We start from the raw sequence: 21,846 nt of genomic DNA, 5'->3' as shown, positions 1-21,846 counted from the left end.
CGTTCCAGCCCTCGAATATTGAGAACCGCCCAGCTGTTGAATGTGACAAAAACGCTGTTGTGGCGAGGGAGCTTGCTCCCGCTGGGTCGCGAAGCGGCCCCAATGCCGCGAGCGCTTCGCACTCGAGCGGGAGCAAGCTCCCTCGCCACGGGGTTAGTCGGCACCCGGTTATCCAAGGAGCAACGATGACTTTCACAGTATGGGTAGCGGTGCTCGGTGCGGTGTTGCTGACCCTGGCCTTGACCTCCTCCTATCTGCGCTGGATGCCGGTCACCACCTCGGCGATGTGCCTGGTGCTGGGCGTCGTCATCGGGCCGATGGGATTGGACGTGCTGAAGCTGGACATCAGCGACTCGTCGGTCTGGATGGAGCACCTCACGGAGGTCGCGGTGGTGTTTTCGTTGTTCGTCAGCGGCCTCAAGTTGCGTTTGCCCCTCAAGAACCGTACCTGGCGTGTCGCCTTTGGGCTGGCCGGGCCGGTGATGATCCTGTGCATCGCCGGCCTGTGCCTGGCATTGCATTATCTGTTCGGCCTCAGTTGGGGCGTGTCGATGCTGATCGGCGCGATGCTGGCACCTACCGATCCGGTGCTGGCGGCGCTGGTGCAGGTCAACGATGCGCGGGATGACGACCGGGTACGTTTCGGCCTGTCGGGCGAAGCGGGACTGAACGACGGGACGGCATTTCCTTTTGTGATCCTCGGCCTGTTGATGCTGCGCGACGACGGCAGCGGTTTTCTCGGTGAATGGTTGTTGCGTAACGTCCTCTGGGCGGTGCCGGCCGGTTTGCTGGTCGGCTACTGGATGGGCCGCGGCATTGGCAAGCTGACCTTGTCGATGCGCATCAAGAATGCCGACAGCACGCTGTCGCCCAATGACTACCTGGCCCTGGCGCTGATTGCCCTGGCGTACGTCGTGGCCGAGTGGATCCAGGGCTACGGCTTTCTCTCAGTGTTCGCCGCCGGCTTGGGGCTGCGCCAGGCCGAGGTCAAGTCCACCGACGAAGCGGCGCCGCCGGCAGAACACCTGGTGCAACCGGTGGTGGGCCACGAAACCGTCGATCCCCAGCAGGCTGTCCTCGGTGACACCGAGTCGCTGGACGATGGTCAATTGGCCGCAGGCGTCATGATGAGCGACATGCTCGCATTCGGCAGTCTGGTGGAGCGATCGATGGAAGTATTCCTGGTTACCCTGCTCGGCGTCGTGTTGGCCAACCATTGGGACTGGCGGGCCTTGGCGATCGGTGCCCTGTTGTTTGCCGTCATCCGCCCGTTGAGTGTGCTGGCGTTACCCTGGGGGCGACTGCTCGACGGACCGCAACGGCTGCTGATCGGCTGGTTTGGCATCCGCGGGATCGGCAGCCTGTTTTATCTGTTTTTCGCCTTGAACCATGACCTGCAGCCGGAGGTGTCGCAACTGTGCATCAACCTCACCCTGTCGGTGGTGGCGTTGAGCATTCTGGCCCATGGCGTCACGACCCAACCGACCCTGGCATGGTATGAGCGCCGCAAGCAGCCGAGGTGAGGCATTGCGGCAGGAGATGAACGCTGTTGTGGCGAGGGAGCTTGCTCCCGCTCGGTTGCGCAGCAACCGCAAAGCTTGGGGCCGCTTCGCAGCCCAGCGGGAGCAAGCTCCCTCGCCACAATGATGTTCGTCCTCAAGCGAGTGTGGCTCAACCACCAGGATCGCCCATCTGGATATAGACCGAATACACCCCCAGCAATACCCAGAAGGTGGCGAAGATCCATGGCGTACGCACCGAGAACAGCAGCGACTTGCGGTAGCCTTTGTGTGTCGACTCCCGCTCGCTGAACAGCGGTGACTCGTCGTAGGCCAGGCCCATCAAGGGTTCGGCGCGCAATAACTCGCTCTGTTTGAAATGCCAATGATCGATGATTTCGTAGGCCGCTTTGATGCCCGGCCAGGCATTGAGCGAGCTCAGGAACCCCAGCAAGGCCAGGAATGGCGGCACGATCAGCGTGAACAACTTGCCCCACTCCGGGTTCAGGTTGGCCATGCACGAGGCAAAGGCGATCACCAGGAAAGATTGGGCGGCGAGGTAAGCATCGGTTCGGTTGGCCAGGATGCTGGTTTCGTACTGGATCTCCCGTCGATAGAAATCCAGTCGTTCCTTGGGTGAACCGAACAGTTTGGCGTTGTGTTCCGTCAGTTCTTCTTCCGGGGTTGGCCCGGTGAGTATTCTGGGCATTGCGCAGGCTGAGCCTCGGTGATGATTCGGACTCATTAGAAGAACCCGGCAAACGGCAAGTTCAAGCCAATGGACCGCAGGTGCATCCAACGTCCGAGGAAACGCTCCCCAACCGCCAGGGTCTCTAGTTCGTAAGGGCAAGAGGACGCTTGTGTGGATTATCTTGGATGGGTGCAATGGCCAGCGATGCTCGTCACGGTGCTGGCCGCCTGGTTGATCGGCTCCCGCCAACCGCGACGCCGGGTGGCGGGATTCAGTTGTTTTATTGCCAGCAATATTCTGTGGGTGATCTGGGGGCTTCATACCCACGCGTATGCATTGATCGTGTTGCAGTTTTGCCTGTGTGCGATGAATTTGCGTGGGTTCAAGAAAAATACCGAATAAGCGCCGGCTCTTGTGCTGTAGGAGCTGCCGAAGGCTGCGATCTTTTGATCTTTCGCTTGGGACTCAAGTGTCTGGGGAAAGATCGCAGCCTCGTTGCACTCGACAGCTCCTACACAGCTCCCTTGCCACAGGAGGCGGACGTTGCATTGCTGACTATTTCATCGTCTGCCCAATGATCTGCACCAGGTCAATCTGCTTGAACGGCTTGATCAACCGAGGCAATTGCGTGGCGAAGCCTTCCAGGCGTTCGGCATAACCGGTGGCCAGGATGATGGGCAGGTTCGGTTGGCGGTCACGCAACAGCTTCGCCAACTGCGCACCGTCCATCTGCGGCATGGCCATGTCGGTGATTACCAGGTCGATGTCCGGGGTGCGCTCATACAGCTCCAGTGCCTGGGCGCCCGATGGCGCGCAAAGGACCCGGTGCCCGAGGTCCTCGATCAACAGGCGCGTGCTGGTCAGCACCAGGCTGTCATCATCGACCACCAGCACTTTCAGCTCATCGACCGGCTGCATTGCTTCCTGGATCGACGCTTTGCCCGGTGCCGGGTTGTTCGCCACCGGTAGCCACAACTGCGCAGTGGTACCGACTCCTTTCTGGCTCCTGAGCGTCAGGCGTCCACCCAACTGCTCTGCCAGGCCATGCACCATGGACAACCCCAGGCCCGTGCCCTTGCCGACACCCTTGGTGGTGAAGAACGGGTCCACGGCCGAGGCCAGCGTGGCTTCATCCATGCCCTCGCCTTCATCGGTAATCGCCAGGCAAATGTAGCGCCCAGGGACCATCGGCTTGTCCGGGGCCGCATCACACCCTTGCCGCTCCTCGGCGGTAATCATGAGCTGGCCGCCATGGGGCATGGCGTCCCGGGCGTTGGTCGCCAGGTTGAGAATCGCCAGTTCCAGTTGATTGACATCGGCCAGCACCGGCGACAGCGCCTCGGCGAAACGGGTCTGGATGTGTATCGACGGGCCCAGGGAGCTTTGCAGTAGGCCGCTGATACCCTGCACCAAAGCCGACAGCTCGACCGACTCGTAGGTCAGTTTTTGCCGGCGGGCAAACGCCAGCATGCGCTGGGTCAGCGAAACCCCGCGCAGCGCGCCCTGGGTCGCGTTGTCCAGCAATTGAGTGAGTTTCGGCTCGTTGGGCATGCGCTTGCGCACGATCTCCAGGTTGCCAAGGATGACCGTCAACAGGTTGTTGAAATCATGGGCGATGCCGCCGGTGAGCTGGCCGATGGCTTGCAGTTTCTGGGATTGGAACAGCGCCTCGCGGGCCTGCTCGAGGGCCTGCTGGGCCTGGGTGGCATCGGTAATGTCGCGGGTGATCTTGGCAAAGCCCAATAGCATGCCGGTGTCGCTGCGGATCGCATCGATGACCACGTGGGCCATGAAGCGCGTGCCATCCTTGCGCATGCGCCAACCTTTCTTCTCGAAGCGCCCTTCGCTGGCGGCGATGCTCAACGCGCGCTGTGGTTCGCCGGCATCGCGATCCTCGGGGGTGTAGAACATCGAGAAATGCCGGCCGATAGCCTCGGCCGGAAGATAACCCTTGATCCGCTGCGCCCCCAGGTTCCAGTTGGTGACCTGGCCTTGCGGGTCGAGCATGTAGATGGCGTAATCGGTGACGCTTTGCACCAGCAGGCGGAACTGCTGCTCGCTTTGCTTGAGGGTTTCCTCGGCCATCTTGCGATCGGTCAGGTCGCGGGTGATCTTGGCGAAACCAAGCAAGGTGCCGCTCTGGCTGTCGATGATCGGATCGATCACCACATGGGACCAGAACAGCGTGCCGTCCTTGCGCACCCGCCAGCCCTCGCCTTCAAAGCGCCCCTCATGCACGGCCGTGTCCAGCGCCCGTTGCGGCAGGCCGGCGGCGCGGTCCTGATCGGTGTAGAAACGGGAGAAATGCTGGCCCAGGATCTCGGATTCCTCGTAGCCCTTGAAGCGCCTGGCGCCAGAGTTCCAGCTGGTGATGATGCCCGAGGGGTCGGTCATGTAGATGGCGTAGTCGACCACAGCGTCGATGAGCAGGCGAAAGCGCTGTTCCTCGTTCATGAGTGGGGTCTTGGGGGCGTTCTCAAGCATCTGGCCGGGGCATCCGTGTGGACTTTTTTCGGAGTATGGAACAAGTCTGGTGCCAGGAAAAATTATTCCCAGGCTATTCACAAACCCCAGCCCTAATGGATTCCCCTTTGGGAGCGAGCTTGCTGGCGATGGTGGTGTTTCAGCCAGCCTTCATGTCACTGACAGGCCGCTATCGCGAGCAAGCTCGCTCCCACAGGTGGCGGGGTGTGCTTCCTGAGTGACAGACCACCACTGCGGCAATAAGTGCTGCACCCGGGCCTCGCCAAACCGGTCATCGATCAGCATCACCACCCCGCGATCCTGCTGGGTGCGGATCACGCGACCGGCCGCCTGCACGACTTTTTGCAGGCCGGGATACAGGTACGTGTAGTCGTAGCCATCGCCGAAGATCGCGGCCATGCGCTGTTTTATCTGCTCATTGACCGGGTTGAACTGCGCCAGCCCCAAGGTGGCGATGAACGCGCCGATCAGGCGTGAACCCGGCAAATCGATGCCCTCGCCGAACGCGCCACCCAGCACCGCAAAGCCAATGCCCTGGCTGTGCTCCATGAACCGCTCGAGAAACGCCTGCCGGGGGGCTTCGCCCATGCCGCGCGATTGCGTCCAGAGCGCAATTTGCGGGTACCGCTCGGCAAACAGTCCAGCCACTTGCTGCAAGTAATCGAAGCTGCTGAAAAAAGCCAGGTAGTTGCCTGGGCGCTCGTTGAACTGGCGGGCCATCAACGCGGCAATGGGCTCCAGGGACGCCTGGCGATGGGCAAAACGGGTGGAAATGCGGCTGACAACCTGCACGTCCAGTTGTTCGGCCTTGAACGGCGATTCCACGTCGATCCATACCGTGTCGCCCGGCGTCCCCAACAAGTCTGCGTAGTAATGCCGAGGGCTCAAGGTCGCCGAGAACAGCACGGTGCTGCGCGCGGCGGTCAGCCTGGGCCGCAGGAACGCGGCCGGCACCACGTTGCGCAGGCACAGCGTAGACAGGCTGCGCTGGCGGCCAAGTTCGCGCTTGTGGATGTCGAACAGAAAGTGCTCGTCGAAGGTTTCCGCCACCCGGCCAAACTGCAACGCGTCGAAGTAGAACGCCTGCAATCCGCTGTCCAGGCCCTGGGGATGATCGTTGAGATAATCGCCGATAGCCGTCGTACAGGTGGCCAGGGCCTGGAGCAGTTTTTCCGGCAGTTTTTCATAGGCCTGATAGGCCGCCACCTGGGGCGCATGCAAGGCATTCCACTGGCGATTGACCCTGTCCAGGGATTTCTTCAGCGGTTCGGGGGCGGTTTTGCGCACGCTGGTCAGCGTGGCCTGGTCGAGGGTCGCGCTGTACATCTGCCGCCCGCGCTCCACCAGGTTATGGGCTTCATCCACCAAGGTCGCGACAGTCCAGCCGTTGGCCTGGGCCAGGCCGAAGAGCAATGCGCTGAAGTCGAAGTAATAGTTGTAGTCGGCCACCACCACGTCGGCCCAGCGGGCCATTTCCTGGCTGAGGTAATACGGGCAGACCTCATGGGCCAGGGCAATCTCGCGCAACGCCGCCTGGTCGAGCAAGGTGACCTGGCTCGCCGCTGCCCGGGCGCCCGGCAAGCGGTCGTAAAAACCCCGGGCCAGTGGGCAGGATTCGCCATGGCAGGCTTTGTCCGGGTGTTCGCAAGCCTTGTCCCGGGCGATCATTTCCAGCACCCGCAATGGCATTGACGACTCGCCGTGAGTGATCACGCGCGCCGCATCCAGGGCCAGCTTGCGCCCCGGGGTTTTCGCCGTGAGGAAGTACACCTTGTCCAGTTGCTGCGGCGCCAGGGCCTTGAGCAGCGGAAACAGCGTGCCAACGGTCTTGCCGATGCCTGTGGGCGCCTGGGCCATCAGGCAGCGGCCGGTACTGACGGCCTTGAACACCGATTCAGCCAGGTGCCGTTGCCCCGGCCTGAAACCCGCATGGGGAAATACCAGCGATTGCGCGCCGAGATTGCGCGCCTGTCGATGGGCCATTTCCTGTTCGGCCCAGGCCAGGAACAACGCGCATTGCGCTTCGAAGAAGGCTTGCAGCTGTGTCGCCTCGAAACGTTGGGTGATGCAGGTTTCCTTTTCGCTGACGATGTCGAAATACACCAGGGCCACGTCGATGTGCGGCAACTGCAGTTTCTGGCACATCAACCCGCCATAGACTTTCGCCTGGGCCCAATGCAGTTGGCGATGATTGGCCGGTTGTTTACTCAGGTCGCCGCGGTAGGTTTTCACTTCCTCAAGGCACTGGCGGGCCGGGTCGTAGCCATCGGCCCGGCCTTTGACTGTCAGTGTCTGGTAATGACCTTCGAGGGCCACTTCAGCCTGATAACCCTCGCTGCGCCGCGAGGCCACGGTGCGATGGCCGGCGATGCCTTCCAGGGCCGTGGGCGACGGCGTGAAGCGCAGGTCGAGATCACCCACCTTGGCGGTGAACTCGCACATCGCCCGCACGGCGATGCTGTAGCTGGGTGCAGGGGTCATGCGGCCCCATCGCGAGCAAGCTCGCTCCCACAGGTGATCTGTGATGACTCATCCCCGAGTTCACTGCCACAGGTGGGCTGTGGTGGTTCGCCCACTGTGGGAGCGAGCTCGCTCGCGATGGCTGACTCTGCCCATTGCACATAACAAACGGCAACGGGCATCTGGTGTTCATGACAGAACTCCAGCCAGCGTAGCTGATTGTCTTGCAGCCGATCGCCAGGGCCTTTGACTTCGATCATGCGGTAAGTCTTGTGCTGCGGCCAGAACTGGATCAGGTCCGGCATGCCGGCGCGATTGGCCTTGATGTCCAGCAGCAGACGGTCAAACCAATGCTTGAGATGCGCGGCCGGCAGGCAATCGAGGGCTTGCTCCAGCAAGGGCTCGGACAGCGCGCCCCAGAATACGAAAGGCGACTGCACGCCCCACTTTTCGGCGTAGCGACGGCCGATGGTCTGTCGATAGCGGCCATCGTCCAACTCTGCCAGGCAAGCGGCGAACAGCTCGGCGCGACGGGCATGGAAATCTTCGTTGAGCAGGTCCACCGGCCCCCGCTGGAACGGGTGAAAAAACGCGCCCGGCAATGGCGCGAAGATCGCCGGCCAGCACAGCAGGCCGAACAGCGAATTGATCAGGCTGTTCTCGACGTAATGCACTGGCGCGCTGTCGTCGTGCAGGTGGGCCTGGACGTGGTACTCCACGGACAAGGTCGGATCGACGCGCGGCAGCTGCAGCTCCAGGCGTTCCACTTCCCGGGCCATGGCCCGTGGCACTGGCGGGCCGCCCAACTTGCGCCGCAGGCGGGGCACGATCCGCAGCAAGGCCTGGGTTTCGGCGGCACTTTGCGGTGCGAGGGCCGCCGCCTCGCCCAGTTCAAGGGCCAGGGCGTATTCGCCGATGCGCTCCAGCACCCGGATCATCCGCAACCGCGCGCCCGGGTAGGTGCAATGGCGATAGATGCCCAAGGCCAAGGCGAAGTCGCCGATGCGCTCGCCGTGCTGGCCAATCTGGAACAACAACTTGCCCCGGCGCCGCTCCAGCCACGGATTGTCCAGGGACAGTTCGTTGATCTGGGCGACGATCTCTTCCAGGGGTTCGCCTGCTTCGAAGCGCTGCTGGCAGTCGTGCAGGAACAGGCAGGCATCGACGTCGTCGCGGCTGCGTAAGCCTCGTGACTCGGCGCTGAACTCGACGGTTTCGTAGGTGAAGATGCCCAGGTCCGCGAGGACGAATTCCGACCAGTCCTGGTAAAGGTTGCCGAAAAACATCAACCGCAGCCGGTCACACAAACTCATGATCGTCAGGCTGTACAGCCGGTCGTCCAACTGCGGGCACCAGGCATCGAACGGCTGGGGCTGGTTGAGGCGTTCGTCCAAGGCCTGGAGCCATTCGGTCTTTTTCGCCTTGGGGTGTTCGATCAGGTGGCCCAGGCACAGGAGGATTTCCGGCTTGAGCAGCACCTCGAACAGCTCGACGAGCCCGATGGGGACCTGTTCCTCGACCCAACCCAGCGCCAACAGTGGCGCGACGGCGGCGCCGATGTCGCCAATTTCTGGGTAATGCAGCTTGCTATGGCGAAACCGTAGCCCCTTGCGCATCACCATCCGCACCAGCAAGCCCTGGGCGCCACGCGGCAGCGCGGCGAAGTGCTCGATGAAGCGCTGCTCGTCGGTGCTGAGCACATCGGCATAACGCTGCGTCAACAAAGCGAGCACTTGCTGGAAGTTGTTCAGGTAGTAAAACGGGTCGTCGAGGGAACGGACTGCCACAGAAAGAACGCCAAGGATATCGGGTACTGGTTATGCATACAGATAGCAGCTGTAAACCAGCCAGGCAACAGCAAAAGATGAACGGTCTCCTATATTTAAGGTGAAATCCTTCAGCCAGCGATGAACTTTCCTACGGCAAGCGAGACCAATGGCGGTTAGCTAATGTGATGGCGCGGTCGAATCAGCTGCTCCGTGTCCTTTTGATTGAGAGGTTATGGTTATGAACATCAGGTTTCTGGGCCTGCCCATGGTCGCCGTGGCGTTTCTGGCTCTGGCTGGCTGCGCGTCGCAAACCGTGGTGACTTTGCAGAACGGTACCCAGTATTTGACCAAGGACACCCCCAACACCCGCACCGCCGACGGTTTCTACGAGTTCGAGGATATTTCCGGCAGGAAAGTCCGGGTCCGCGCCGATGATGTGGCAACCATTCGCAAGGAAGACTGATTAACCCGTGACTGGCCTGTTGCACCGCCATCGCGAGCAAGCTCGCTCCCACAAAGGCTCGGTGGTGAATACAAACACTGCATACACCCCAAATCCACTGTGTGCGAGCTTGCTCGCGATAGCGGTGAGTCAGTCACAGAGAGGCTGGATGTGCCGGCTCAATCGCGAGCAGGCTCGCTCCCACAAGGTTTGGTGGTGAACACAAATGTTGCGTACACCCGAGCCCCCTGTGGGAGCGAGCTTGCTCGCGATAGCGATATCAGGCGAACACGATCCCTTCGCCCCCCACCTGACCCAGACCAACGCCCACCAGGGTCACGGAACTGTCGCCGACCTTGAGCAGCGTGTCATTGCCCACTTGTGACAGGTACTGGCTGTAGTCATGACCTGCCCCGGCGCCCGGCACGCCGAGGAACACCAGCTTGTCCCCCGCGTCGTAGCCGCTGATCCGGTCCTGGCCGAAAGTGCCGTTGAAGAGGAAGGTGTCACTGCCGCCCCCCGCTTGCATCTGGTCATTGCCCGCACCACCGACGAAGGTGTCGTTACCCGCGCCGCCCACCAGCACATCGTTGCCGTCCTGCCCGAACAGCCAGTCCCCCTTTGCTCCCGCTACCAGCGTGTCGTTGGCCGCGCTGCCCTTGATCGAAGAGGCATACGCCGTCAGGTTGGCGCCGGCCTCCAGGCCATTGGCGGTGACGCTGTGGCTCACCTCATCCTTGAGCAGCCCCCAGAACAATCCGGACTCCTTACTGACCAGCGTGCCAATGTCGCGAGTGATGCTGATCGCGCCATGGGCGTCGCGCATATACAGCGTCCCGGCCCCGTCATGGGCAAAACTGAAATCCTTCACCGACTGCTGCAGTTGCAGGCTGTTGCTGCCCTGCCCGCCCACGATCACGTTGTAGCCACCGCCATCGCGAAAAGTGTCATTGCCGGCGCGGCCTTCCAGGTAGTCGTTGCCCTGTCCGCCCTGGATCAGGTCATTGCTGTCGCTGCCGATGATGAACGTGCTGCCGGTGTGGGTTTCAGCATTGCGGTTGAGGTCCTGCACCCAGGTATTGGCGCGCGCGGGGTCCGACAGGTTGGCGACGATGATGGTGGAGTCTTTTTCGGTGAGGTCGTAGAACACCGAGCCCATGATCCGGCCCATGCCATCGCCGTAGCCGGTAGGCAGGTGGGAAATCCAGGTGGGGATGTTGAGAATGGAAAACGGCAACACGTTCCATGCCGTCGAAGCGTAGTGGTCGTTGAAGCTGACGATGTTGTTGGTGGCCGATTCCTGCTGCCCATCGTGCACACCTACCGACGCGAGGTTGAACGTCGAGCCGTCCAGGGCGCGGAACACCGGATCGTTCTCGTAACCGATGTTCAAGACCTTGTCGGTACTGCTCTGGGTTGGCGAGGCGTAGGCGATGTAGTTGGCACTGGAGTAGAACCCCGACCATTGGCTGGCGCTCAAGTCCGCCAGGCTGTTGACCGCCAGCCCCCCCAGGCTGTGACCGCTGACCAGCACGTCGTTGCCTGTCAGGCCATGGGCCTGGGCAAACTTCGCGACATCCCCGAGCAGGTTGCCAAAGGCTTCGCCGACGTAGTTTTTCGCATAGTCCTTGGGCCCCAGCGCGGCCATCAGGTCGTTGATCACGTCACCGATGGAATCGCCAATCAGGTTTTCCCGAGGGCCGCTGGTGCCGCGAAACGACACGCCGATTTCCTGCAAGTGACCCTCGGCGTCGTACTTGCCGAGGATCTCTACCTGCGCGGTGGTGTAGCCGGCCTTTTCACCGAAAAACGTCCCGCGGCCATCCACCTTGCCGGCGTAACCCAGCTGCGCGGCGCTGATGGGCGTCCAGCCGGCCTTCTGTACCGCCTCCAGGGCCAGTTTTTCCGAGTCGGGGTTCCACGGCACGCCGGGAATCACCCCTTGGGAATCGGTGCCACCCAGCAGCGCGGTGACCAGGGTCGCCGGCAGCCCGGCACCGAAGCCGTTGTGCTGGTAACCGGTGGCAAAGCCGTTGTCGAGGTTGTGGTAGGAATACAGCATGATCGCCATTGCGTCGCTGACCAGAGCCTTGGATTCGGCAGTGCCGAGGTTCTTGTAGTCGTAGATACCCATGGTTGTTGCTCTCTTTTTGTTGTTGGAATGCTGTGGTGGCGAGGGAGCTTGCTCCCGCTGGACTGCGCAGCAGGCCCCTCTTGTGAGCGCTTCGCACTCAAGCGGGAGCAAGCTCCCTCGCCACGGAGATGCCTGTTCAACGCCTCCTCTTGGTCAGAACTGCCAATCCAGCGTCAGGCCCACGCCATGGGTTTTATCCCGGGCGCCGAGCAAGCCGTTGTAATCGAGATTGACCCGCACATCCTTGGCGACCGCGAGCCCGGCACGGGCACCGATCACGGCCGCGTTGCGGTCCATGGACACGCTCTGCACCGCGAAGGTGTTGCTGCTGCCGGCAAATGCCAGGTCCTGTTCGGACGTGGTGCTGCTCAGGTTGTGCTGCCAGCCGAGGGAGCCGGACAGCTGCAGTTGCTGTTGATCCGACAGGACCAAGGTGTGGCTGGCCCGCACGCCCAGGGTCGAGAGCACGGCATCGCGACGATCGTCGCCAGCATGCAGGGCTGCGTTGTCGCCTTTTTCATGGAAGCTGTCGCTGTCCAGGTGCACATAGGCCAGGTTGGCAAACGGCTCCAGGTCTACCGGTTGCACGTCGAGGCGATACGCCGCTTCGGTGAAGAGCTGGGTGGTCCGGGCATCGCGCTTGGTTTTCTCCCGGCCGCTGACGTCACCCCATTGCAGGTCACGCTTGACGTCGATGCGATGCCAACTGTGGGCGCCGCCGACGGTCAGGCGCAGCGCGTCGATCTCATGCCCCAGATAGACACCCAGGTGATAGCTGTCGGCCTTGGCCGAGGAATGGGTGCCGTCGCCCATGCTCAACGAACTGTCGCTGTAGCCGGTGACGAAGCCCAGTCGTGTCTGGTCGCTGATCAGGCCGTCGACACCGGCCAGCAAGCCACCGATGGAGCTGGTCGTACCGGCGTGATCATTTCCGCCATCGTTCTTGCCCCAAGCGCCCAGCACCTTGAACCAGGCATTGCTGCTGGCATCGGTCGGCGTACCGGCGTCGTACAGCGCGTCCTGGCGCAGGCGATCACCCACGGCGTCGCGCAATTGACGGCTGTCGTTGATCAGCAGCGTGCCGATGGCCGGATGGATTTCACCAGACAGTTGCTGGAATGCCTGTTGCGCCACGGCGGCGCTGGGCGAAAGCAGCAAGGCTTCGTAGAGTCCGTTGCCCGCGCCCAGTTGTTCGGCGGCCGAGGCGACGGAGCGCTGGTTAGGCGTCAGGCCGAGGCTGGCAAATGACGCGTCGTTACGCTCGACCGCCAGTTGAATGCCACTGGCGCTGTACGCCAGGTCGCCCCCCAGAAACGCATAGTTGGGCAAGACTTCAGCGAAGCGCCCGTCAATACCATCGGCGGCCTGGAGGATGTTGAACTGCCTGCCCAGCAGGCTTTTCACTTCGCTGGCCGTCAGCAGCGTCGGGCTGTTTTCCAGGGACAACGACACCGTCGCCCCGTCAATGGACGCCTTGCCGTCGGCCACGATCTGGTCACTGGAGGTGGGCGAGACTTCCACCGCGTAGTTCGAACCGGGCTGGAACGTCACATCACCGGCCACTTGCAACGTGCCGATGGAGTTACCTGGCGCCACGCTGCCGCCGCGGTTGGCGGTGAGGCTGGCGATGCGCCCGTTGCCGCCGAGGATGCCGCCGTCGTTGATCGTAACGGCCGACGCCAGCGAGCCATTGATTGCCAGTCGTCCTTGATTGACCAGGGTTGGCCCGCTGTAGGTGTTTGCGCCGGTAAGCACAAGGGTGCCGATGCCCTCCTTGGTCAGCCCGCCGTGGCCGGCGATGTCGTTGCGCCAAACGTCCAGGCCACATTGGATGCCACTGCACACCCGCTCCGTGGATTTGCCGGCATCGATGATCGCGCCAATGCCGGGCAGGTCCGCCACGAACTGACCGGAGCCATAAGCACCCTCGATGCGGAATTCCTCGGGGATGTCCTGCTCGGTCACCAGCATCGATGGACCGTCGATGGCCTTGCCCAGGTTGATCATGCCCCAGCCATACAACGCATCGACGCCCGGCGCGCCCATGTCGGTGGCGGTGGTGCGCAGCACGCTGGCGACCTGGGCGCCGGTCATGTACGGGAAACGCTCCATCAACACCGCCACGCTGCCGGCGACATGGGGCGCGGCCATGGAGGTGCCGCTCTTGTTGGCGTAGCCGACAGTCAGGTCGTCGGCACTGGTGCCGCCGATCACGGCGCTGTAGACCCGGGTGCCCGGTGCCGACACGCAGAAACTGGCGGTGTAGCCGCAGCGCGACGAGAAGGTACTGATGGTGTACGGATCGGCGCTGGCGGTGTCCGGATTGACTTGCAGCGCCGCCACGGTGAGCCAGTTCGGCGCGATGTCCGGCACAAAATACGCCAGGCCCGCGATGGCATCGGGGTTATTGAGGTTGTAGTCGTTGCCAGCGGCGAAGATCGTCACGATCCCGCTGCGGGCCGCGGCGATGGCGCCCTCGTAGGCGCCGCCGGGCTTGGTGCCCAGCAACGGCTGGATCTGGTCGAATTGCAGTTGCGCGTCCTGCACGGTGAAGTGCGGGAACGCCGGATCGCGGCCGCCCTGGTCGAAGCGATCGGTGATGCCAATGCCCCAGCTGTTGTTGATGATGCGTGCGCCGCTGGCAATCAACGCATCCCATCCCGCCTTGTACACCGCGCCGTCGTTGCCCAGGATGATGCCGTCTTCTGGGCCCGGATCGCCGTTGTCGGCGCTGATGATCTGCGCATCGTACGCCACGCCGTGCATCGGGCTGCCATCGCGACTGCCGGCAGCGATCCCGCCGACATGGGTGCCGTGGGAACCCAGCTTGCCATCGGAACCGACGGTGGGTGAACCGTCGTAGCGGAACGCATCACCGGCCTTCACCGGAATGTAGGGGTCGGTGTACTCACGGATGCCGCTGGTGACCAGGGTCACGACTTTACCGGTACCGGAGAACTCCGGGTGCGCCGCGTAGACCGGCTGGTCGAAGATCCCCAGCTTGACGCCCTTGCCGGTATACCCGGCGGCGTAGGCCTGCTGCGCGTTGATTGCCCCCAGCCCCCATTCGGCGTTGAATTCGCTGCTGCGCCAGCTGTCCGGATTGTCCGCCCTGCCGCTCTCGACATAAGGCGCCGCCTGGGCCGTGCCCAAGGTCGCCAGGGCGCAGAGCACTGCGCGGTTGAGGGTCTTGAGCAGGAACACGCGGCCCGTCTGTCCGGGCTGTTTTTTGTTATCGACTTTCATCACGAACCATCCTTAGTTGTTGCAAAAATCCTTTTGGTTTGCGCGGCCTGATGGGACTTACCCCAACCACTGTGGCAGCCTTGGCTTTTTGGCTGACCTAAGTTTTGTGGCTTGCCTTGCCTTGGCTTTGTGGCTTGCCTTGCCTTGGCTTTGTGGCTTGCCTTGGCTTTTGTGGCGAGGGAGCTTGCTCCCGCTCGAGTGCGAAGCGCTCGCAGGCTTTTTTGGGGCCGTTGCGCAGCCCAGCGGGAACAATCCCTGGCCACAAAAGCAACACGCCGATCATTGAATTGACGCCTGGGACACAAACGCCTCATCCACCTTCGCCAGGTCCTGCGGGCCGAGGGTGCCGGCGTAGTAATGCAGCTTGGTCCAGGCCATGAGGTAGTCGTAACGGGCCTGGGCCAGGTCGCGGCGGGTGGTGTAGAGCTGTTGTTCGGCATTGAGTGCGTCGAGGTTGACCCGCTCGCCGCCGAGGATGCTTTGCCGGGTCGAGACCACCAGTGCTTCGGCGGAACTCAGGGCCTTCTGGTAGGCACGCAGTTTGTTCATCCCCGATACGCAAGCGCTGAACTGGCGGCGCAATTCGATCAGCGTCTCGCGGGTCTTTGCATCCAGCTCGTATTCGGCCTGTTCCATGTTGCGGCTGGCCTGGCGGGTCGACGCCGAGACCCCGCCACCGGCGTACAGCGGCACACTGACTTCCAGGCCGATGGTGTTGGTGTCGTAGCGCTGGTTGTAGGTATTGCCACTTTCCGATTCGTTCTGGCGCATCGTCGCGTAGGCGCTGACCTTGGGCAGGTGCCCGGCGCGGTTGCGCTCCACCTCGAAACGCGCCACATCCACCGCTTGGCGCTGGGACGCCAGGTTCGGGTTATTGCTCACCGCCAGCTCGTGCCAGGTGTCGAAACTGGCCGGTTGCAAGGCAAAGGTCTGGAAGGTGTCGTGCAGCGGCGCCAGGTCGCCGATATCCAGGGCCGGGACGCCAATCAGCGAGCCCAGCTCACGCAAGGCGGCATCCTGCTCATCGCGTGCCTCGATCTCTTCGGCGATTGCCAGCTCATAACGCGCCTGCGCCTCGAGGATGTCGGTGCGCGTACCTTCGCCCTGGCGAAACAGATGCTCGTTCTGGCGAAATTGCTGCTCGAACGCCTTTTTCTTGGCCTGGGCAATGTCGATCTGGTCCTGGGCGAACAGCGCCTGGGTGTAATGACTCAGCACCCGCACCAACAACTCCTGGCTCTTGCCACGAAAACTTTCGTCAGCGAACAACGCCTGGGCCACGCCCTTGCGATAGGCGGCGTAAGCCTCATAGTCCAGCAGCGGTTGTTGCAGCGTCAGGCTGGAGCCGTAGCTGCTGTAGTTGCGATCGTCATGCTGGCTGGCGCCGCGATCGTTGAGGTACGTGACCTTGGACTGGTTGCGCCCCTTGTTGTAGCTGTAGCCCAGGTGCGGCAACAGCCCGGCGCGGCCTATGGCGCGATTTTCCAGGCCCGCATCGCGCTCCTTGATCGCGCCCAGGTAGACCGGGTCATTGCGCAGGGCCTGCTCGTAGAACTCGAACGGTCCCATGGCCCAGGCGTTGTTGCACACGGAAACGGCCAGCACGGCCACCCAATAGAAACGCTTCATACCGCCGGACATCCTTATTCTTCGGTCAACGCAGAGCCGGCTCGGTCGAGCAGCGGTTTGAACAGGTAGTTGAGCAACGAGCGCTCGCCCGTGCGCACGAACATCTCGGCCGGCATGCCGGGCTTGATCACCAGGCCGTTGAGCTTGTCCATCGCCACGTCGCTGACGCTGCTGCGCAGGACGTAATACGGCGCGCCGGTCTTCTCATCGAGCATCTGGTCGGCAGAAATCAAGCTGACTTCCCCCGGCACCCTCGGCGTGCGGTTCTGGTTGAAGGCGGTAAACAGGATGTCCACCGGCAAATGCGGGCCGACCTTGTCGATCAGGTGCACCGGCAGATGCCCTTCCACTTCCAACCGCGTGCCCTGGGGAACGATTTCCAGCAAGGTGTCGCCCTGGCGCACCACCGCGCCCTCGGTGTGCACCCCCAGGTTGACGGCGATGCCATCGGCGGTGGCGAGGATTTCGCTGTGCTGCAGCTCGAAGCCGGCGGATTTCAGTTGCTCTTGCAGGGTTTCGCTCTTGAGCTGGGCGTCGGCCAACTGGCTGCGCACCTCTTTCTGGTATTCCTCGTTGTGCTGCTGCAGCTTCAGCCGCGACTCGACGATCCCCTGCTCCACCCTTCCGCTTTCGCCGCTGTTCTGCGCCAGTTCCTGCTGTACTTGCGACAGTTGGCGTTGATAGTCCAGCAAGCGGTTGCGCGGGATGTAGCCGTTGTCGGCCAAGGGTTGCAGGTTGCCCAGTTGCAGGCGCAGGGATTCGGCCTGGGCGGTCAGGTCGCTGCGGGCCCGACGCATGCCCGCCAATTGCGCCGCGGCGCCCTCGATGCTGGCACGCAACGCCGCCTGTTCCCGGGCGAAGGCTTCGCGGCGGCTGCTGAACAGTTGCCGCTGGCCCTCAAGCACCAGGGCCAGGCGTGGATCGGGATCGCGACTCAGCTCGGCCGGAAAACTCACCTGCAACAGGTTGTCCCGCTCGCTTTGCCAGCGCGCCAGGCTCGCCCAGGTCATCCGGTACTGTGCCTGTAGCGATTGCACATCGGCGGCGGCCTGGGTCTGGTCCAGGCGGAACAGCGGCTGGCCCTGCTTCACCGCTTCGCCTTCGCGCACCAGGATCCGGCTGACGACGCCGCTGCTCATCGATTGCACCGCCTTGCGCTTGCCTGAAACCACCACGGTGCCCTGCACGGGGATGCCCTGGTCCAGCGGCGCGAGGCTGGCCCAGGTGAAAAAACTGCCCGCGCCAACGAGCGCCAATGCCCAGCCCATGCGGGTGAAGAAACGGGCGTCGCGCTCCGGGTGCTCAACGTCCTGAGAATGTTCGAGATTCATGTCGCGCTCCTTGCTCATACACCAGCGGGTTTGCTGGCGGCCTGGTATTGGCGACTCATGCTCAGTCCGTTGGGAGTCGCCTGGGGGCTGTTCGGCGGCGAGCTGCGCGGCGCGTTGTCCTGTGAGCCCGACTGGCCGGACAGCGCCCGCAACACTTGCTGGCTTGGGCCGAAGGCTTGTAGCCGGCCTTCGTCGAGCACCAACAACTTGTCGGCCTGGGCCAGTGCTGAGGAACGATGGGTGACCAACACGACGCTGGTGCCCTGGGCCTTCATCTGCGCGATGGCACTGGCGAGCGCCGCTTCGCCAACCGTGTCGAGGTTGGAGTTGGGTTCGTCGAGCACCACCAGGCTCGGCCGGTCGTACATCGCCCGGGCCAGCGCAACCCGTTGTTTCTGCCCGCCGGACAAACCACCGCCGTCCTCCCCCAGCACCGTGTCATAGCCCTGGGGCAGGCGCAGGATCAGCTCATGAACCCCGGCCTGCTGCGCGGCAGAGACGACTTTTTGCGGATCGGCTTGGCGAAACCGGGCGATGTTCTCGGCAATACTGCCGCTGAACAGCTCGATGTCCTGGGGCAGGTAGCCGATGTGCGGGCCGAGTTGCTCGCGATTCCAGCGATGAATGTCGGCCCCGTCGAGGCGCACCGTACCCGCGAGGGTCGGCCACACACCCACCAGGACTCGGGCCAGGGTCGACTTGCCGGAACCGGAAGCCCCCAGCACACCGAGCACTTCCCCGGCAGCCAAGCTGAAGCTGACCTGCTGCAGCATCGCGCTGCGTTGCCCAGGTGGTCCCGCGCTCACTTGTTCGAAGCTCACCTGGCCTTTGGGCGCTGGCAGCGTCATGCCGTCATCCTGGGGCGCAAACGCTTGCAACAGCGCGTCGAGACGCCGGTAAGCCAGCTTGGCGCCGCTCCATTGCTTCCACACGGCGATCAACTGGTCGATGGGGCTCAATACCCGTCCCATCAGGATCGAGCCGGCAATCATCATCCCGGCAGTCATGTCGCCCTTGATCACCAGCAGTGCGCCCAAGCCCAGCACCAGCGATTGCAGGCACAGGCGCAGGGTCTTGCTCAGGGAGCTGATTACCGCGCCGGTGTCGCTGGCCTGGTTCTGCAGGCCGAGAAACCGTGAGTGCACGGCGAACCAGCGGCTGCGCAGCGCGCCGAGCATGCCCATGGCCTGGATCGTCTCGGCGTTGTGCAAATGGCTGGTAGCCAGTTGGCTGGATTGTTGCGAGTAGACGCTGGCCTGCCCCAAGGCTTTTTTGGTCATGGCCTCGTTCAGGCAGGCCAGGCCGATCAGCAGCAGCGTGCCGACGGAGGCGAAAACGCCGAGCCACACGTTGAACAGGTAGATCACCAGCAGATAGATGGGAAACCACGGCGCGTCGAAGAAAGCGAACAGCGCCGGCCCGGTGAGGAACTGGCGAATATGCGTGAGGTCGCCCAGCGATTGCCCGGCGTTGCCTTCACCCTGGCGCAGATTGCGCTCGAACGCGGCCTTGTACACCTGGAGATTGAAACGTCTCTCCAACTGGCTGCCGATGCGGATGACGACGAAGCTGCGGACCATTTCCAGCAGCCCGATGAATACGAAGAAGCCGACAACCATCAATGACAACATCGCCAGCGTGGTCTCGTTCTGTGATGACAACCCGCGGTCATATACTTGGAGCATATAAATCGAAGGCGCGAGCATCAGGACATTAATCAGTGCGGTAAAACATCCAACACTGATCAGAATATTTTTATAATCGCCCAGCGCTTTAAACAGCGGCACCGCGGCAACGCTCCTTACCCTATTCATGATCTTCCTTGCTGTTGGCTTGCCCGCGAACGGGCCGTTATTCAACTTACCAATCTTTGTTTTTCAATTCGGCCCACACCGAAAAGCACGCCTGTTCAAACAAGCGCACTTCGATCAAGACTCAACTGTACTCACTCGTTAATGAGCACTCTGGGATTTATTGCGTTCAAGCCTGAGTATCAAGCCGGACTTCAACGTCATTTGATAATGGTCTCCCTGACGCAGCCCCAAGTGAGTCCTGGAGTCTTGTTTGCCAATCAGGGAAAGTCCGTCGGGCTCGGTGAACCAACGAACCGGTTCATCCCCCAACCATTGGCCCAGGCAGTCGGTTTGCCCGCCGAGGGTCTGGTCCATCTTGAGTTCGACCAGGCAACTGTTGGACGGCTTGTCCTGCATCGCCTGGGTTTGCGCGTTGTCCTGCGGGCTCGACAAAACAGCCTGCCATTGACCGGCCAACTGCGAGGGTTCTGCTAACAACAGGCTGCGCGCCATGGCGACTTCTCCACAAAACATCATCAGCGTAGCGAGCAACCCGACGGTTGCCTGAACGCTACTGGGCATGAATTTTCTACGCATTTTTCCATCCTGGCCGGGGTCCTGTAGGAGCTGTCGAGCAAAGCGAGGCTGCGATCTTTTCGCTTGAGACTCAGGTGCCTGGGGAAAGATCGCAGCCTCGCTCCGCTCGACAGCTCCTACAGGGTTTAGCATCAGGCCACGATATCCGAGACCGCTGCCTGGCCAACGGTGCTGACCAGGAAGTCAGCCACGCCGTGCCCGGAGAAGTCCACCGACAGCAGGCTGTTGCCACCCGATGTCGACAACACCGCATCGCCCGCCGCACCGGTGAACGCGCTCACGAAGTGCAGGCCCGCGCCCTTGGTGATACCGGTCAGGTCGATCTTGTCCAGGCCGCTGACGAAATCGAGAATCTGGTCCGTCGCCCCAGGCCGCGAATCGGAACTGGCGGCGAACACGAACGTGTCCGACCCCGAGCCACCCCAGAGCTTGTCTGCGCCACCAGCGCCCCAAAGGATGTCGTTCCCAGCGCCGCCCTTGAACTCGTTGGCCACCGTGTTGCCGATCAGCAAGTCGCTGCCCGCGCCGCCGATGGAGTTTTCGATGACGGCACCCTTGGCGACGGAGACGTTGCCTACCATGCCGCCAACATCGGAGAACGAGGCGTCATTGAGGTTGATTTTCTGGTTCTGGGTGAAACCTGAGAAATCCAGGGTATCGCGACCGCCCGCATCCCATACCGAAAACACCACTTTGTCCGACGACGAAGATGCACTGAGAAAATCGCGGCCGGTATTGGAGTTGAAACCGTAGGTCGAATCGCCGGTACGGGTCGTGGTGTTGGCACCGTAGAGCTTCTGGATGGCCGCGATGTCATCCATCAGCGGACCGGAGGCGTAGGCTTCGACGCCGCCCTTGCTGAAGTTCTGGTCGGTATTGCTTTCGCTCCAGTAGCTCATGACGCTGTAGCCACGGGTGTCCTGGCCATAAGTGGCGTCATCGTAGGTCGGGCTACCTTCGCCAGCGTTGTAGTCACCGGGGTGGGCCAGGCCGAGGGTGTGACCGATTTCGTGGGTCAGGGTCTGGCGGCCGTAGTTGTTCAGGTCCGGGTTCTTGTTCTGGGTGTAGCTGCTGTTGATCAGGTACCAGGAGGTCCCGTCATAGCCGGCACCCGTCCCTGGCAGATAAGCGAACGCCGCCGCGCCATCCTGGCCGCCACTGTAGTTGCCGAAGGTCATGTGACCGTCGCCGCCGCTGGCTTTTTCGGTGAAGGTGACATTGGCCACGTCCGCCCAGGATTGCATGGCCAGGGCTGCCTGGCCTTTCTGCTGCGCACTGAACTGGCTGAAGCCGCTGATCCCATGCTTGTTCATGGTGCTGGAAGAAGCGGAAGTCAGGAAGGTGTAGGTCAGCTCGATCTTGCCGCTGCCGTCCCGGTCCTGGTAAGCCGCGCCGTCGCGCAGCAACTGAGTGGCCGCCTCGTCGACAGAGTACGACGGTTTGCCGTTGACGGTCAGGTTACCGCCCCGGTCGTATTGGTGGCTGAAACTATTGATCTGGTTGAACGCATTGCTGGCAGCCGCCAATGATTGCGGCGCCCAGAGGAGTTGCTCGGCAGAATCAATAGCGCTGCTTTTGACTTTCGACATAAACATACTTCCTTGTTTGCAAATGGAACAGTTTTAGTCAGACAGACAATCTCTGGCGAGATCGTCCTATCACTCGCCCAATGAGGACGTAAGAAACCTGACACAATTGGAAATCAAACGTCTAGCAATTTTTTTCGTTCAATTTCACGCACTGCCCTTAACGCCCATAAACAATAGGGTTC

Annotated in this window: 14 protein-coding genes; 3 read left to right on the top strand and 11 right to left on the bottom strand. The window is 62.1% G+C overall.

Going from position 1 to position 21,846, the window contains the following annotated elements:
• Positions 1 to 185: 185 nt before the first annotated feature.
• On the top strand, positions 186 to 1,523 hold the full coding sequence (locus QMK47_RS14865; protein WP_320390496.1) for a cation:proton antiporter: 1,338 nt from the start codon (positions 186 to 188) through the stop codon (positions 1,521 to 1,523).
• A gap of 148 nt (positions 1,524 to 1,671) precedes the next feature.
• Here QMK47_RS14865 and QMK47_RS14860 read toward each other — a convergent pair whose 3' ends face one another.
• Entirely contained in the window at positions 1,672 to 2,208 is a 537-nt protein-coding gene (locus QMK47_RS14860; protein WP_003201795.1) for a hypothetical protein, read from the bottom strand.
• Between the two features lie 153 nt (positions 2,209 to 2,361).
• Here QMK47_RS14860 and QMK47_RS14855 point away from each other — a divergent pair, with 153 nt between their 5' ends.
• Positions 2,362 to 2,592, top strand: coding sequence for a hypothetical protein (locus QMK47_RS14855; RefSeq protein ID WP_003201793.1), 231 nt, complete (start codon positions 2,362 to 2,364; stop codon positions 2,590 to 2,592).
• 153 nt (positions 2,593 to 2,745) lie between these two features.
• Here QMK47_RS14855 and QMK47_RS14850 read toward each other — a convergent pair whose 3' ends face one another.
• The 3 genes from QMK47_RS14850 to QMK47_RS14840 all read right to left on the bottom strand — a co-directional run bounded on the left by QMK47_RS14850 (position 2,746) and on the right by QMK47_RS14840 (position 8,921).
• The gene (locus QMK47_RS14850) at positions 2,746 to 4,674 is read right to left on the bottom strand and encodes a PAS domain S-box protein (protein WP_320390495.1); all 1,929 of its coding nucleotides are present in this window, start codon (positions 4,672 to 4,674) and stop codon (positions 2,746 to 2,748) included.
• A 150-nt stretch (positions 4,675 to 4,824) separates the two neighbouring features.
• Positions 4,825 to 7,155 carry an ATP-dependent DNA helicase gene (locus QMK47_RS14845; protein ID WP_320390494.1) on the bottom strand — a complete coding sequence of 777 codons (2,331 nt, stop codon included), beginning with the start codon at positions 7,153 to 7,155 and terminating at the stop codon, positions 4,825 to 4,827.
• Positions 7,152 to 8,921 carry a VRR-NUC domain-containing protein gene (locus tag QMK47_RS14840; protein ID WP_320390493.1) on the bottom strand — a complete coding sequence of 590 codons (1,770 nt, stop codon included), beginning with the start codon at positions 8,919 to 8,921 and terminating at the stop codon, positions 7,152 to 7,154. The genes QMK47_RS14845 and QMK47_RS14840 overlap by 4 nt, the downstream gene beginning before the upstream one ends.
• A 220-nt stretch (positions 8,922 to 9,141) precedes the next feature.
• Between QMK47_RS14840 and QMK47_RS14835 the strand changes: the two genes are divergently transcribed.
• Positions 9,142 to 9,366: a YgdI/YgdR family lipoprotein gene (locus QMK47_RS14835; protein ID WP_253474707.1), complete on the top strand. Its 225-nt coding sequence runs from the start codon at positions 9,142 to 9,144 to the stop codon at positions 9,364 to 9,366.
• Positions 9,367 to 9,625: 259 nt separating this feature from the next.
• Here the strand turns inward: QMK47_RS14835 and QMK47_RS14830 are convergent, their stop codons facing one another.
• From QMK47_RS14830 to QMK47_RS14800, 7 genes are all read right to left on the bottom strand, one after another.
• Positions 9,626 to 11,479: a polyurethanase gene (locus tag QMK47_RS14830; RefSeq protein WP_320390492.1), complete on the bottom strand. Its 1,854-nt coding sequence runs from the start codon at positions 11,477 to 11,479 to the stop codon at positions 9,626 to 9,628.
• A 153-nt stretch (positions 11,480 to 11,632) separates the two neighbouring features.
• On the bottom strand, positions 11,633 to 14,725 hold the full coding sequence (locus QMK47_RS14825) for an autotransporter domain-containing protein (protein WP_320390491.1): 3,093 nt from the start codon (positions 14,723 to 14,725) through the stop codon (positions 11,633 to 11,635).
• Positions 14,726 to 15,004: 279 nt separating this feature from the next.
• A complete protein-coding gene (locus QMK47_RS14820) occupies positions 15,005 to 16,354 on the bottom strand; it encodes a TolC family outer membrane protein (RefSeq protein WP_258691180.1) in 1,350 nt (449 codons plus the stop codon).
• A 14-nt stretch (positions 16,355 to 16,368) separates the two neighbouring features.
• Positions 16,369 to 17,703 (bottom strand): HlyD family type I secretion periplasmic adaptor subunit, encoded by a 1,335-nt coding sequence (locus tag QMK47_RS14815; RefSeq protein WP_320390490.1) that lies wholly within the window; start codon positions 17,701 to 17,703, stop codon positions 16,369 to 16,371.
• Positions 17,700 to 19,499: a type I secretion system permease/ATPase gene (locus QMK47_RS14810; RefSeq protein ID WP_320390532.1), complete on the bottom strand. Its 1,800-nt coding sequence runs from the start codon at positions 19,497 to 19,499 to the stop codon at positions 17,700 to 17,702. Before QMK47_RS14810 ends, QMK47_RS14815 begins: the two co-directional genes overlap by 4 nt.
• A 138-nt stretch (positions 19,500 to 19,637) precedes the next feature.
• Positions 19,638 to 20,075 carry an AprI/Inh family metalloprotease inhibitor gene (locus QMK47_RS14805; protein WP_413817730.1) on the bottom strand — a complete coding sequence of 146 codons (438 nt, stop codon included), beginning with the start codon at positions 20,073 to 20,075 and terminating at the stop codon, positions 19,638 to 19,640.
• A gap of 131 nt (positions 20,076 to 20,206) precedes the next feature.
• Positions 20,207 to 21,664, bottom strand: coding sequence for a serralysin family metalloprotease (locus QMK47_RS14800; protein WP_320390489.1), 1,458 nt, complete (start codon positions 21,662 to 21,664; stop codon positions 20,207 to 20,209).
• Positions 21,665 to 21,846: the final 182 nt, after the last annotated feature.

The organism is Pseudomonas sp. P9_35 (assembly GCF_034008205.1).
GTDB classification, from domain to species: Bacteria; Pseudomonadota; Gammaproteobacteria; order Pseudomonadales; family Pseudomonadaceae; genus Aquipseudomonas; species Aquipseudomonas kilonensis.
Note: the sequence above shows the minus strand (reverse complement) of the source record. Positions and strands in the feature narration are given on the sequence as shown.